The sequence below is a fragment of the Amycolatopsis deserti genome (assembly GCF_014653945.1).
In the GTDB taxonomy this organism is placed as follows: domain Bacteria; phylum Actinomycetota; class Actinomycetes; order Mycobacteriales; family Pseudonocardiaceae; genus Amycolatopsis_E; species Amycolatopsis_E deserti.
Genome location: NZ_BNAU01000015.1, coordinates 22,165 through 35,092 on the forward strand (window position 1 = coordinate 22,165; position 12,928 = coordinate 35,092).

The following is a 12,928-nucleotide window of genomic DNA, read 5'->3' on the forward strand; positions in this document are numbered from 1 at the left end:
CCGCTACTTCCCTCCGGTCAAGATCTCCGCGGCCCGGGCTCGTGCCCACTCCTCGGCCGCCAGTACCTCCGCGACGTCACCCGGCTCGCGACGCCACTCGTCGGCGGCCTCCACCACCTGGGTAACAGTGTCCACAATCGCCGTGAAGCCGGCGTTCTGCGTCAGGAACGCCTCGACGCACACCTCGTTGGCCGCGTTGTAGACCGCGGGCAGGCAGCCGCCCACGGTACCGGCGTGCCGGGCCAGCTCGACCGCCGGGAAGGCCTCGTTGTCCAGCGGTTCGAACGTCCACTGGGTGGCCTGGTCCCAGCGGCAGGCCGGGGCCGCGCCGGGTACCCGGTCCGGCCAGTTCAGGGCCAGCGCGATCGGCAGGCGCATGTCCGGCGGGCTGGCCTGGGCCAGCGTGGAGCCGTCGGTGAAGGTGATCATCGAGTGCACGATCGACTGCGGGTGGACGACCACGTCGATCTTCTCGCACGCGACGCCGAACAGCAGGCTCGCCTCGATCAGCTCCAGGCCCTTGTTGACCAGGGTTGCGGAGTTGATCGTGATGAGGCGGCCCATCGACCAGGTCGGGTGGGCCAGGGCGTCGGCGACCGTGACGTTCGCCAGGTCGGCGCGCTTGCGGCCGCGGAACGGCCCGCCCGAGGCGGTCAGCACGAAGCGGTCGACCTCCTCGGCGCGGCCGCCGCGCAGGGCCTGGGCCATCGCCGAGTGCTCGGAGTCGACCGGGACGAGCTGGCCGGGCTTGGCCTGCCTGAGCACGAGCGGCCCGCCGGCGATCAGCGACTCCTTGTTCGCCAGGGCCAGCGTCGCGCCGGTTTCCAGGGCCTTGAGCGTCGGTTCCAGGCCCTGGGAGCCGGGCAGGCCGTTGAGGACGACGTCGACACCGACCGTGTTGATCAGCTCGAGGACGGCGTCGCGGCCGGCGAAGATGCGCGGCAGTTTGAACTCGCCCCGCGAGTAGCCGCGCTTCTGGGCCTCGGCGTACAGCGCGAGCTGCAGGTCCTCGACGACCGTGGGTCTCGTCACTGCCACGGCGTCCACTTCGTGGGCCAGCGCCTGGGCCGCGAGCAGCGCCGGATCGGAGCCGCCGGCGGCGAGGCCCGCGACGCGGAAGAGGTGCTGGTTGCGGACGGCGACGTCGAGGGCCTGCGTGCCGATCGAGCCGGTCGAGCCGAGCACGAGGACGGTGCGGGGTGCGTTCATCGGGGTCATTGTCGCGAACCCGTCCGAGCGGGTCATCGGCGCGGGGCCGGTCGCGGTGTGGAATCATCCGGTTGGACGTTCAGCAGGGCCTGGAGGAGTGATCGTGGCGAGCAAGGCGGTCGAGAAGCGGCGGCAGGCCGCGCCGGCGAAGGTGGACCCGCGGGACGAGCCGTCGGCCGAGTGGGGCTGGCACGGCGGGTTCCCGAAGGGCGGGCGCATCGCGGGCTGGGTCACGGTGGTCGTGCTGCTGGCGATGATCTACAACAACCACGAGAACAACACCGAGAACGTGTGGCTGGTCGGTATCGCGATCGCCATCGTGATCGGGCTGCTGTGGGAGATCAAGAAGAAGCGCACGGCCTGGCGCCGCTGAGAACCTGACGAAGGGGCCCCTGGCGAGGGGCCCCTTTTTGTGCGCGCGGTCAGCCCTCGAACGGCACAGCCGACGGCGGTCGGCTAGCGGAAGTCCTCCATCCTCGCGGCTGCTTGGTTCAAATCGTTCACCACACCCGGCAGAACCTCAGCCGCATCGCAAGCCTGCTGACGCTCGTGTTGAAGCTGCCGTTGCCGAAGACTTCCGCCGCGAACGACAGAATTCGCGCCGAATGTGCATCGACACCAACACTGGTATCAGCCATCGTCGCGATGACTTGCTTCAACTCGGTCACTGTCTCGGCAGTGACCTCGCCCGTCTGTTCGAGGCGCTTCGTGATTGCTTCGAAGCGATTGAGAGGTGGCTCGGCGATCTCGGTCAGCAGCCGCATCAACTCGTCCATGTTCAGCACAGTCAACCGATTCAGGACCGAGTTCTGCGCACCCTCGTGCACCGTCTTCCATCTCTTCAGCTCTTCAGGTGGGTGTCGTTTCTCATCCTCATCAACTTCGGCATGATGGGCCAGACACAGCAGAAGGAGGTTGGCGAAGGAGTCCCGCTCCGCCGGGCGCAGGCCGGGCCGGTACCGAGCGGCGCCCGGCTTGACACCAAAAATGTGCGCGACTTGAGAGTTCTTCTTGTAAACGCCGGGACGTACCTCGAGCACCACCGGCATTGCGCAACCTGGCGCACAACATGACCTGACCGTACGTGAGAAAACGACGTCGCTTCAATGAGCTGCGTATGCAGCACCCTTCGATCAGCCCTCCGCGGCGAGCTGCCCGCACGCCGCCGCGATCTCCTGGCCCCGCGTGTCGCGCACCGTGCAGGTGACTCCGCCCTCGTTGACGCGCCGCACGAACTCCCGTTCCACCGGCTTCGGGGACGCGTCCCACTTCGAGCCGGGCGTCGGGTTCAGCGGGATCAGGTTCACGTGCACCAGCTGGCCCAGGTGCTTGCGCAGCCGCTTCGCCAGCAGGTCCGCCCGCCAGGGCTGGTCGTTCACGTCCCGGATCAGCGCGTATTCGATCGACACGCGGCGGCCGGTCGAGTCGGCGTAGTACCGCGCCGCCTCCAGGACCTCGTCCACCGGCCACCGGTTGTTGACCGGCACCAGCGTGTCCCGCAGCTCGTCGTCCGGCGTGTGCAGCGACACCGCGAGCCGGACCTGCATCTTCTCGTCCGCCAGGCGCCGGATCGCCGGGGCGAGCCCGACCGTGGACACCGTGACCGACCGCTGCGAGATGCCCAGCCCGTTCGGCGCCGGGTCGGTGATGCGCCGCACCGCGGCCACCACCCGCTTGTAGTTCGCCAGCGGCTCGCCCATGCCCATGAACACGATGTTCGACAGCCGCCCCGGGCCGCCGGGCATCAACCCGTCCCGCATGACCGCGGCGGCCGACCGGACCTGATCGACGATCTCCGCGGTGGACAGGTTCCGGGTCAGCCCCGCCTGGCCGGTGGCGCAGAACGGGCACGCCATGCCGCAGCCGGCCTGGCTGGAGATGCACAGCGTCGCGCGGTCCGGGTACCGCATCAGGACGCTCTCCAGCAGCGTGCCGTCGTGCGCGCGCCACAGCGTCTTGCGCGTCGTGCCGTCGTCGCAGGCGAGCGCGCGCACCTCGGTGAGCAGGGGCGGCATCAGCTCGGACACCAGCCGCTCGCGCGACGCGGCCGGGATGTCGGTCATCGCGGCCGGGTCGGCGGTCAGGCGGGCGAAGTAGTGGTTCGACAGCTGCTTGGCGCGGAACGGCTTCTCGCCGAGGTCGCTGACGGCCGCCGCGCGTTCGGCGGCGGTCAGGTCGGCGAGGTGGCGAGGCGGAAGCCCGCGACGAGGCGCGTCGAAAACCAAGGGGAGGGCAGTCATAGCCCTTCCATTGTTCCACGACCTGCGGCCTTGCTTTCCGACTGTTTCCGATATATCGTGAACATGTCGGAACAGTACGGAAGGAGAACCGACATGAGACACGGACATTTCCCCCCGCCGCACGGGCGGCCCGCCTTCGGCCCGTTCGCCCGCGGTGGTTTCGGAGAGTTCCCCCCGGGCTGGGGCCCGGGCGGTCCGCGCGGCGAGTTCCGGGGACGCGGTCCCCGTGGCCCGCACCGCGGGCGGCGAGGACGGCGGGGCGACGTGCGCGCCGCCATCCTCGCCCTGCTGGCCGAGCAGCCCCGGCACGGTTACGAGATCATCAGCGAGATCGCCGAGCGCAGCGGCGGCTTCTGGCGGCCGAGCCCCGGCTCGGTCTACCCGACCCTGCAGCTGATGGCCGACGAAGGCCTGGTCGTGGCCCGCGAGGACGGCGGCAAGCGCCTGTTCGAGCTGACCGACGCCGGCCGTGAGGCGGCCGCGAACCAGGACGGGAAGCCGCCGTGGGAGCAGATCGCCTCCGACGTCGACCCGAACGAGGTCGACCTGCGCAAGGCGGGCGCCATGCTGGCCGCCGCCGCGGTCCAGGTGTCCCAGGCGGGGACGCCGGGTCAGAAGCGGCGCGCCGCGGAGATCCTCAACGAGGCCCGTCGCTCGATCTACGCCGTGCTCGGCGAGATCGACACCGACGACGAGGACGACGAGGAGTGACCGGGCAGCACGAGGCCGGCGGGCTTGTCGCGGACCAGAACGCGATAGCCCACCGGCACCGTGAAGCCCGCCCCGTGCCGGCCGCGCGATCCGTTGTCCCGTAGGACCTCTTCGATCGCGCGGTCGGCCACCTCCGGGCTGAACTCGATGCGCAGCACCGCGGCGAGGCTCTCGGAGTCGTCGAACCGCCACTTCGCCGTCAGGCGACGGCAGCGGAAACCCTGGCCCGCGAAGAACGCGTCGACCGCGGCCGGGTCGTAGTCGGGCAGATCGGCCCGCATCCAGCGACCGTACGGCTCACTGGACACATCAAGATCGACGATCGCCAGCACTCCCCCGGGCCGCAGCACGCGGTCCGCCTCGCGCAGACCGGGTTCGCAGCCCGGGCCGAAGAAGTACGCGGTGCGCGCGTGCACGACGTCGGCACTCGCGTCCGGGACCGGGATCAGCTGCGCGGAACCCCGCAGCACCCGCACCGAGGACAGCCCGGCGACCCGGCGTTCCGCCCGGCGCACCAGCGGTTCGTGCGGCTCGACGCCGATCACCGACCGCGCCGCCTCGGCGAAGCGGGGCAGGTGAAAACCGTCCCCGCAGCCGACGTCCAGAACGTCCTTGCCCTGCCACGGGCATTCCTCGGCCAGCACCCGCCAGATGTCGCCGTCGACGTCCTGCGCGCGGTTCTCCAGCTCATAGGTGTCCGGGTAGTACCAGATGTTGGGGCTGGGCAGGACGTCCGCCCGGGACGTGGTCCGCTGCCCACGCCGGGCGATCTTCCACACACCGCAAGGATAAATGAAAGGTTGCCCGGAAAGCGCTTCGCGTTCGGCTTAGACTTGCTGCCCTCCCCACCGATCGGAGGCGGTATGTCCGTCGGATCTTCGGCCCCGTCCGTTCTGCCGTCCGGGGTCCCGTGCTGGGTCGAGCTCGCCACCGTGGACGAGGCGGCGTCCCACCGGTTCTACGAGGGCCTCTTCGGCTGGACGTACGTGCTCAGCCGAGATCCCGCCACCCGCACCGGCCGGTACCTGATCGGCACGCTGGAGGGCGTGCCGGTGGGTGGTCTCTACCAGGCGGCGCCCGGGCAGGCGAGCGCGTGGATGGTCAACATCTCGGTGCACAACGCGCACGCGGCGGCGAACTGGGTGCAGCGGCTCGGCGGCGTCGTCACGCTCGAACCGACAGTGCTGCCGCACCGCGGGTGCATCCTGCACGGCGTCGAGCCCTCCGGCGCGCCGTTCGTGCTGTGGCAGCCGCCGCCGGATTGGGCGTTCGCGGCCGGCTATCCGAACACCTTCTCCGGCGCCGACCTCAACACCCGCGACGGCGAGGCCGCGGACGGCTTCTTCACCCGGCTCTTCTCGTACACCAGCCTGCAGGTGGGCGACCACCGCGGCATCGACTACGTGGAATGGCGGCTGGACCAGGAACCGGTGCTGTACCGGTACGTGATGGGGCCCGAGTACCCGCCGCAGGCGCCGCCGCACTGGATGGTGTACTTCGGAGTCGACCCCGCCCGCGGGACGGACGCGACGGCGGGCCACGCGCTGATGCTGGGTGGCACCGTGCTGGTGGAGCCCTACGACACGCCGTGGGGCCGGATCGCGATCCTCGCCGACCCGGCCGGTGCGGTGTTCTCGGTCATCGACCACTCGCGCGTGAGCGAGGGCTGGGGGCGCGCCGAGGTGGACGACCCCTACGACGACTGAGTCCCCGCTCTCCCGGGCGTGCGATAGGTTCGCCGCCGTGTTCGACGCCTGGCCACCTGCTCCGATCAAGACCGAGCGGCTCGTGCTCCGCGAATCCGAGGCGCGGGACCGGGCGGCGTTCGTCGAGCTGTTCGCCTCACCGGAGGTGGGCACCTACCTCGGTGGCGCGCGAGCGCGGGACGAGCTGGAGCGCACGGTGCCGGAGGTGCCCGGGCGGCGCCCCGGTCTGTTCGTGGCCGATCTCGACGGCGCGATGATCGGCATGGTCACGCTCGACCGCCGCGACGCGGAGCGCCCGGGTCACGTCCGCCCGGAGGCGGGGGAGGCCGAACTCGGCTACCTGTTCTTGCCCCAGGCGTGGGGACGCGGGTACGCCGCCGAGGCCTGCGCCGCGGTGCTCGGCTGGTTCGCCGGCGCGGTTCCCGGCGAACCGGTGGTGCTGTGCACCCAGACCGCCAACGACCGCGCGATGCGGCTCGCGGCGAAGCTGGGCTTCACCGAGGTGGCGCGGTTCGAGGAGTACGGCGCCGAGCAGTGGTTCGGCGTGTGGTCGAGCTAGTTCAGGAACGCGGACAGCAGCAGGAACGACACCACGGCCGACGGCAGCAGTGAGTCGAGCCGGTCCATCAGGCCGCCGTGCCCGGGCAGCAGCGTCCCCATGTCCTTGATGCCCAGGTCCCGCTTCATCAGCGACTCGACCAGGTCGCCCAGCGTCGCGGTCAGCACGATCGCCACGCCGAACACCACGCCCTGCCACACCTGCCCGTCGAGCAGCAGCGTCAGCGTCAGCGAACCCGCGATGACCCCCGCGACCAGCGAGCCGCTGAAGCCCTCCCAGGTCTTCTTCGGACTGATCGACGGCGCCATCGGGTGCTTGCCCTTGAGGACACCGGCGATGTAGCCGCCGGTGTCCGACGCGACGACGCCGATCAGGAACGCCAGCACCCGGCCCACCCCGTCGGCGGGCGGGACCAGCATCGCCGCGAACGCGCCGAACAGCGGCAGGTACGCGGCGGTGAAGACGGACGCGCTGATGTCCCGCAGGTAGCTCTCGGCCCCGCCGGGCAGGCGCCACAGCAGGCAGGCCAGAACGGTGACCGCGAACGCGATCAGCGCGCCCTCGTACCCGAACGGCCAGGCCAGCCAGATCATCGCCTGACCGCCGGCCAGCAGCGGGACCAGCGCGAGGCGGATCCCGGCGGCACGGCGGAGCGCCTGCGCGAACTCGTACGTGCCGACGGCGATCGCCGCCGCGATGATCCCGATGAACAGGTACCGCACGGTGAGCAGCGACACGAGGATCGCCGCGCCCAGCAGCAGCCCGACACCGATCGCCGCGGGAAGGTTGCGTCCCGCCCGCGACGCTTTCTTGGCCGGTTCGGCCGGCTCCGCAGAAGCCACGGGGGCCTTCTCGCGTTCTTCGCTCACCGGGGGCATCAGACCTCGAGCAGCTCGGTTTCCTTGTGTTTGACGAGCTCGTCGACCTTCGCCACGTAGTTGTCGGTCAGGTGCTGCAGTTCCTTCTCCGCGCGCGCGACCTCGTCCTCACCGGCCTCGCCGTCCTTGGCGATGCGGTCCAGCTCTTCCTTGGCCTTGCGGCGCACCCCGCGGATGTGGACCTTGGCGTCCTCGCCCTTGGACTTGACCATCTTCACCATCTCCTTGCGCCGCTCCTCGGTGAGCTGCGGGATGGTGATGCGGATGATCTGCCCGTCGTTGGACGGGTTGACGCCCAGGTCGGACTCGCGGATGGCCTTCTCGATCGCGCCGAGCTGCCCCTGGTCGTAGGGCTTGACGATCACCATGCGGGCCTCGGGGATGTTGACCCCGGCCACCTGGTTCAGCGGCATCGTCGACCCGTACGCCTCGACCATGATCCGGGCGAACATGCCCGGGTTCGCCCGGCCGGTCCGCACCGACGACAGATCCTCCTTGGCGAAGGACACCGCTTTTTCCATCTTCTCCTCGGCGTCGAGGAGGGTCTCGTCGATCACGGCTACTCCCGTTGTCTGTGCTGTTGTTCCCGGTCCCCCGGCGGTCAGGCGCTCGGCCCGGCCGCGGGGGTGCTCACCAACGTGCCGATCCTCTCACCACGCACCGCCCTGGCGATGTTCCCCTCGGTGAGAAGGTTGAACACGATGATGGGCATGTTGTTGTCCATGCAGAGGCTGAAGGCGGTGGCGTCGGCGACCTTGAGCCCGCGTTCGAGCACCTCGCGGTGGCTGATCTCGTCGAACATCTTGGCGCTCGGGTCGCTCTTCGGGTCCGCGGTGAAGACCCCGTCCACGGCCTTGGCCATGAGCACCGCTTCACAGCCGATCTCCAGCGAGCGCTGGGCGGCGGCGGTGTCGGTGGAGAAGTAGGGCATCCCGGTGCCGGCGCCGAAGATCACGACGCGGCCCTTCTCGAGGTGCCGCTCGGCGCGCCGCGGGATGTAGGGCTCGGCGACCTGGCCCATGGTGATGGCGGTCTGCACGCGCGTGGGGACGCCTTCCTTCTCCAGGAAGTCCTGCAGCGCCAGGGAGTTCATGACGGTGCCGAGCATGGCCATGTAGTCGGCCCGGTCGCGGTCCATGCCGCGCTGGGACAGCTCGGCGCCGCGGAAGTAGTTGCCGCCGCCGATCACGACGGCCATCTGCACGCCGGTACGGACGACGTCCGCGATCTGCGCGGCCACGGAGTGGACGACGTCGGGGTCGAGACCGAGCGCTCCCCCGCCGAACATCTCGCCACCCAGTTTCAGCAGCACCCGCCGGTAACCGCCGTCGGCTCGTTTCGCCTCGCCCATGTCCGCCTCCGCCCGCTCGGGTGCTCTCGTGGAGCCTGCCTTCGCGAGTGTGCCCCGTCCCCGTGATCACGGAGACGGGGCACCCTCACGTCACTGCCGTCGTGTTACGGCTGGCCGACCTCGAACCGGGCGAACCGGGTGACGGTCACGCCGGCCGCGTCGAGCAGCGCCTTGACGGTCTTCTTGTTGTCGAGGACCGACGGCTGCTCCAGCAGCACGGTGTCCTTGTAGAACGCGTTGACCTTGCCCTCGATGATCTTGGGCAGGGCCTGCTCGGGCTTGCCCTCGGCCCGGGCGGTCTCCTCGGCGATGCGGCGCTCGTTGTCGACCAGGTCGGCCGGCACCTCGTCGCGGGTCAGGTACTTCGGCTTGAGGGCCGCGATCTGCAGCGCCGCGTTGCGGGCCGCCTCGGCGGCGCCGTCGCCCTCGCCGTTGTACTCGACCAGCACGCCGACCGCCGGGGGCAGGTCGGTGCCACGGCGGTGCAGGTAGGTCGCGACCTGGCCGTCGAAGGCCACGACGCGACGCAGGACCAGCTTCTCGCCGATCTTGGCGGCCAGCTCCTGGACGGCGTCGCCGACCGACTTGCCGCCCTCGAGCTCGGCCGCGGCCAGCTTCTCGACGTCATCGGTCTTCAGGGTCTGGGCGACCTTGACGATCTTGTTGGCGAGCTCCTGGAACTGCTCGTTCTTGGCGACGAAGTCGGTCTCGGAGTTGATCTCGACCAGCACGCCGCCGTCGCCGGCGACGAGGCCCTCGGCGGTGGCGCGCTCGGCGCGCTTGCCGACGTCCTTGGCGCCCTTGATGCGCAGGAACTCAACGGCCTTGTCGAAGTCGCCGCCGCTCTCCTCGAGCGCCTTCTTGCAGTCCATCATGCCGGAGCCGGTGAGCTCGCGGAGACGCTTGACGTCCGCCGCGGTGTAGTTCGCCATCGTGCGGTGTCCGTTCCTCTCGGAAAGTTGTGGGGGCCGCGCCTGTGCGGCGCGGCCTGCCGGAAAGGTTCAGGAGGCGGTGGTCTGCTCGGCCGGGGCTTCGCCGCCCTTGAGCAGGTCCTGCTCCCATTCGGCCAGCGGCTCGTCGGACACGCCCGGCTCGGGCTTGTCCTGGCCCTCGGCGGCCGGCGCGGAGCCGTTGCGGCTGGAGCGGGCCATCAGGCCGGCGGCGGCGGCCTCGGCCACCACCTTGGTGAGCAGCGCGGCCGAGCGGATCGCGTCGTCGTTGCCCGGGATCGGGTAGTCGACCTCGTCCGGGTCGCAGTTGGTGTCCAGGACCGCGACGACCGGGATGTTCAGCTTGCGCGCCTCGCCGACGGCGATGTGCTCCTTCTTGGTGTCCACGATCCAGACGGCGCTGGGCACCTTCTGCATGTCGCGGATACCGCCGAGGGTGCGCTCCAGCTTCTCCTTCTCGCGGGTCAGCGTCAGGATCTCGCGCTTGGTGAGGCCCTGGAAACCGCCGGTCTGCTCCTGCGACTCCAGCTCCTTGAGGCGCAGCAGCCGCTTGTGGACCGTCTGGAAGTTGGTCAGCATGCCGCCGAGCCAGCGCTGGTTGACGAAGGGCATGCCCACGCGCTGCGCCTCGCGGGCGATCGCCTCCTGGGCCTGCTTCTTCGTGCCGACGAACATGATGGTGCCGCCGTGCGCGACGGTTTCCTTGATGAACTCGTACGCACGGTCGATGTAGCTCAGCGTCTGCTGCAGGTCGATGATGTAGATGCCGTTGCGCTCGGTGAGGATGTAGCGCTTCATCTTCGGGTTCCAGCGGCGGGTCTGGTGCCCGAAGTGCACGCCGGAATCGAGCAGCTGCTTCATGGTGACGACGGCCATGGCCGGATCCGCACCTCTTCTGTGTAGCGCGCGCCCCGCGGGACGCGCTGGTCGGTTTTGTCGCCGTCGGCCGGGTGGCCGGCGACCCTGGTGCAGTGCCGGTGCCCGGACCCAGGGGATTCACTCCTCGGGGACCGCCGGGCGCCGTGGGTTCCTCTGTGCGGGGAACGTGCACGTACACGCGAAGTCGACCTGTCGTGACAGGCCGCGCGAACAGTGTACGCCCTGGCGGCGCGGTGTTCACCACGGGCGGCCTCGTGCTCCCGGGGGCCGGGGTTGAGCCGGGTTTCCCGGGGCTGGGGGCGGCCTGCCGGGTGTTCGCAGCAGCGCGTGGCCCGCCTGCCGGGTGTCCGGAGCTGCGCGTGCCCCGGCTGCCGGGTCTCCGGAGCTGCGCGTGCCCCGGCTGCCGGGTCTCCGGAGCTGCGCGTGCCCCGGCTGCCGGGTCTCCGGAGCTGCCGGGTGTCCGGAGCGGCTACCCAGCCATCGTGCCCTCGCGGTTCCAGCCATCCTCCCCTCGGAGGCGCAGCCTTCCTCTCCTCTCAGGAGCTCGGGTGTCCCGTCTGCCCAGCCCAGCCGTCCCACCTCTTGTCAGGCCAAGCGCACCTCCGGCAGCCGTCCCGCCTCCCAGTGCACCCAGCCCGCCCCGCCTCTCGGGCCTCCTCCGGCAGCCGTCCCGCCTCCCAGTCCGCCCAGCCCGCCCCACCTCTCGGGCTTACGTCTCCGCCTCTCGCGTTCCCCGACGTTCACCTTCAGGCGACACCTGGCCCCGCCCGACTCTCCGAACGGGCCGGCGTTCCGGCTTCCGTCCCCGTGCCTCCCCTGGTCGCCGGTTCGAGTTATCCACAGGCGGCCGAGTTGTCCACAGATTTCGCCGGCGGCCGTTTCTGGGGCTGGTTGTGCGCCAGGCTGGATCGATGATCGTGAGAACTCGCCGATTGCTCGGGATTGTGCTGGTCAGCGCCGGTTTGCTGGCCGGCTTGCCGGTCGTTGGAGGGGCGGCTCCTCGGGGTTCCGCGGCGGCCGTCCCGGAGGCTGCCGTGCGCCGCGAGCTGGACCCCCGCTTCGGGTGGCCGTTGTCGCCGAGGCCGGTGGTTGTCCGGCCGTTCCAGGAGCCCTCCGGTCCGTACGGGCCGGGTCATCGCGGGGTGGACCTGGCCGCCGCGCCCGGTCAGCAGGTCCTCGCCGCGGGGCCGGGCGTCGTGGTGTTCGCGGGGCTCGTCGCGGGGCGGCCGGTGGTCTCGATCGACCACGACGGCGGGTTGCGCACCACCTACGAGCCGGTCGCGCCGACGGTTCCGGCCGGGACGCAGGTGTGGCGGGGGCAGCCGATCGGCGTCGTCGAGGCCGGACATCCGAGGTGTCCGGTTGAGGCGTGCCTGCACTGGGGCGTCCGCCGGGGCGAGGAGTACCTGAGCCCGCTCCCCTTGGTCCAGACCAGCTCGGCGATCCGGTTGAAGCCCTGGACGGGTTAGACCCCGGCTTGCTCCGTGAGCCGCGCACGCAACCGGAGGACGGCGCGGGTGTGCAGCTGGCTGACCCGCGACTCGGTGACGCCCAGGACGCGGCCGATCTCGGCGAGTGTCAGCCGTTCGAAGTAGTAGAGGCTGACCACGATCCGGTCGCGCTCGGTCAGCTGGGCGATGGCCTCGGCGAGCTGACGGCGGTTGTCCCGGTCGACGAGGACCGCTACGGGGTCGATGGCGTCGTCGTCGGGGAGCGTGTCGACCAGCGAGCCGCTCTCCCGGCCGGCCGCCATGAGGTCCTCGAGCGCGACGACGCTGGTCAGCTGGAGCTGGCTGTAGAGGTCGCGCAGCTCTTCGAGGGTGATGCCCAGCTCGGCGGCGACCTCGGTGTCGGTCGGCGTGCGGCGCAGACGGCCGCCGAGGCGCTCGAGAGCGCGCTCCACCTCACGGGCGCGGCTGCGCACGACGCGGGGCACCCAGTCCTGCGAGCGCAGGTCGTCGAGGATCGCGCCGCGGATGCGCTGCATCGCGTAGGTCTCGAAGCGCAGGCCGCGCTCGGGCTCGAACTTCTCGATGGCGTCGATCAGGCCGAAGATGCCGGACTGGATGAGGTCGCTGACGTCGACGTGCGTGGGTAGCCCAGTACCCACCCGCCCGGCGACGTACTTGACCAGCGGCGCGTAGTGCAGGACCAAGCGCTCCCGAAGGCGCTGCTCCGGCGCGGTCCGGAACTTGCGCCAGACCGCCTGGATCGCGGAGTCGCCGTCGTTGCGGCCATTCGATGGCGCACCGCGGTCAGGACTTGGCGCGCCGCCGAGCTGCGGATCGGTGCTCGCCACGTGCTCGGTCGCCGCCTGCGCACCAGTGCCCGCCCCAGGCGCGCCGCCGTCGACTCCGCTGTCCAGGATCGGCTCGGTCCTGCCGTCCACACCGGCAGCCGCCGCGGGGCCGCCGCCGGACCCGCTGTCCAAGACCGGCTCGATCC

General features: G+C 70.6%; 15 protein-coding genes. 5 read left to right on the forward strand and 10 right to left on the reverse strand.

The window, feature by feature from the left end:
• Positions 1 to 3: 3 nt before the first annotated feature.
• The gene (gene dxr, locus IE290_RS37070) at positions 4 to 1,209 is read right to left on the reverse strand and encodes a 1-deoxy-D-xylulose-5-phosphate reductoisomerase (RefSeq protein ID WP_229874936.1); all 1,206 of its coding nucleotides are present in this window, start codon (positions 1,207 to 1,209) and stop codon (positions 4 to 6) included.
• Positions 1,210 to 1,306: 97 nt separating this feature from the next.
• Between dxr and IE290_RS37075 the strand changes: the two genes are divergently transcribed.
• The gene (locus tag IE290_RS37075) at positions 1,307 to 1,582 is read left to right on the forward strand and encodes a DUF2631 domain-containing protein (protein WP_191249441.1); all 276 of its coding nucleotides are present in this window, start codon (positions 1,307 to 1,309) and stop codon (positions 1,580 to 1,582) included.
• Between the two features lie 127 nt (positions 1,583 to 1,709).
• Here IE290_RS37075 and IE290_RS37080 read toward each other — a convergent pair whose 3' ends face one another.
• A complete protein-coding gene (locus IE290_RS37080) occupies positions 1,710 to 2,258 on the reverse strand; it encodes a hypothetical protein (protein WP_229874937.1) in 549 nt (182 codons plus the stop codon).
• 84 nt (positions 2,259 to 2,342) lie between these two features.
• The gene (gene rlmN / locus IE290_RS37085) at positions 2,343 to 3,449 is read right to left on the reverse strand and encodes a dual-specificity RNA methyltransferase RlmN (protein WP_191249442.1); all 1,107 of its coding nucleotides are present in this window, start codon (positions 3,447 to 3,449) and stop codon (positions 2,343 to 2,345) included.
• Positions 3,450 to 3,713: 264 nt separating this feature from the next.
• Between rlmN and IE290_RS37090 the strand changes: the two genes are divergently transcribed.
• Complete coding sequence (locus IE290_RS37090) at positions 3,714 to 4,160, forward strand: PadR family transcriptional regulator (protein WP_094007881.1); 447 nt, start codon at positions 3,714 to 3,716, stop codon at positions 4,158 to 4,160.
• On the opposite strand, the gene IE290_RS37095 is transcribed toward IE290_RS37090, so the two are convergent.
• Positions 4,109 to 4,939, reverse strand: a complete 831-nt coding sequence (locus IE290_RS37095; RefSeq protein WP_191249443.1) for a class I SAM-dependent methyltransferase — start codon at positions 4,937 to 4,939, stop codon at positions 4,109 to 4,111. The two genes, IE290_RS37090 and IE290_RS37095, sit on opposite strands and share 52 nt — an antisense overlap.
• 84 nt (positions 4,940 to 5,023) lie before the next feature.
• Here IE290_RS37095 and IE290_RS37100 point away from each other — a divergent pair, with 84 nt between their 5' ends.
• Both IE290_RS37100 and IE290_RS37105 read left to right on the forward strand, forming a co-directional pair.
• Entirely contained in the window at positions 5,024 to 5,866 is an 843-nt protein-coding gene (locus IE290_RS37100; protein ID WP_191249444.1) for a VOC family protein, read from the forward strand.
• A 37-nt stretch (positions 5,867 to 5,903) separates the two neighbouring features.
• A complete protein-coding gene (locus IE290_RS37105) occupies positions 5,904 to 6,425 on the forward strand; it encodes a GNAT family N-acetyltransferase (protein ID WP_191249445.1) in 522 nt (173 codons plus the stop codon).
• On the opposite strand, the gene IE290_RS37110 is transcribed toward IE290_RS37105, so the two are convergent.
• From IE290_RS37110 to rpsB, 5 genes are all read right to left on the reverse strand, one after another.
• The gene (locus IE290_RS37110; RefSeq protein ID WP_191249446.1) at positions 6,422 to 7,303 is read right to left on the reverse strand and encodes a phosphatidate cytidylyltransferase; all 882 of its coding nucleotides are present in this window, start codon (positions 7,301 to 7,303) and stop codon (positions 6,422 to 6,424) included. The genes IE290_RS37105 and IE290_RS37110 overlap by 4 nt on opposite strands.
• Complete coding sequence (frr, locus tag IE290_RS37115; RefSeq protein WP_094007877.1) at positions 7,303 to 7,860, reverse strand: ribosome recycling factor; 558 nt, start codon at positions 7,858 to 7,860, stop codon at positions 7,303 to 7,305. The genes IE290_RS37110 and frr overlap by 1 nt, the downstream gene beginning before the upstream one ends.
• Positions 7,861 to 7,904: 44 nt before the next feature.
• Positions 7,905 to 8,654 (reverse strand): UMP kinase, encoded by a 750-nt coding sequence (pyrH, locus tag IE290_RS37120; RefSeq protein WP_191249447.1) that lies wholly within the window; start codon positions 8,652 to 8,654, stop codon positions 7,905 to 7,907.
• 104 nt (positions 8,655 to 8,758) lie between these two features.
• Positions 8,759 to 9,586 (reverse strand): translation elongation factor Ts, encoded by an 828-nt coding sequence (tsf, locus tag IE290_RS37125; RefSeq protein WP_191249448.1) that lies wholly within the window; start codon positions 9,584 to 9,586, stop codon positions 8,759 to 8,761.
• Between the two features lie 69 nt (positions 9,587 to 9,655).
• Positions 9,656 to 10,480 (reverse strand): 30S ribosomal protein S2, encoded by an 825-nt coding sequence (gene rpsB, locus IE290_RS37130; protein WP_191249449.1) that lies wholly within the window; start codon positions 10,478 to 10,480, stop codon positions 9,656 to 9,658.
• A 914-nt stretch (positions 10,481 to 11,394) separates the two neighbouring features.
• Here rpsB and IE290_RS37135 point away from each other — a divergent pair.
• Positions 11,395 to 11,952 carry a murein hydrolase activator EnvC family protein gene (locus tag IE290_RS37135; RefSeq protein WP_229874938.1) on the forward strand — a complete coding sequence of 186 codons (558 nt, stop codon included), beginning with the start codon at positions 11,395 to 11,397 and terminating at the stop codon, positions 11,950 to 11,952.
• Here the strand turns inward: IE290_RS37135 and IE290_RS37140 are convergent.
• Positions 11,949 to 12,926 (reverse strand): FliA/WhiG family RNA polymerase sigma factor, encoded by a 978-nt coding sequence (locus tag IE290_RS37140; protein WP_373300655.1) that lies wholly within the window; start codon positions 12,924 to 12,926, stop codon positions 11,949 to 11,951. The genes IE290_RS37135 and IE290_RS37140 overlap by 4 nt on opposite strands.
• Positions 12,927 to 12,928 lie beyond the last annotated feature (2 nt).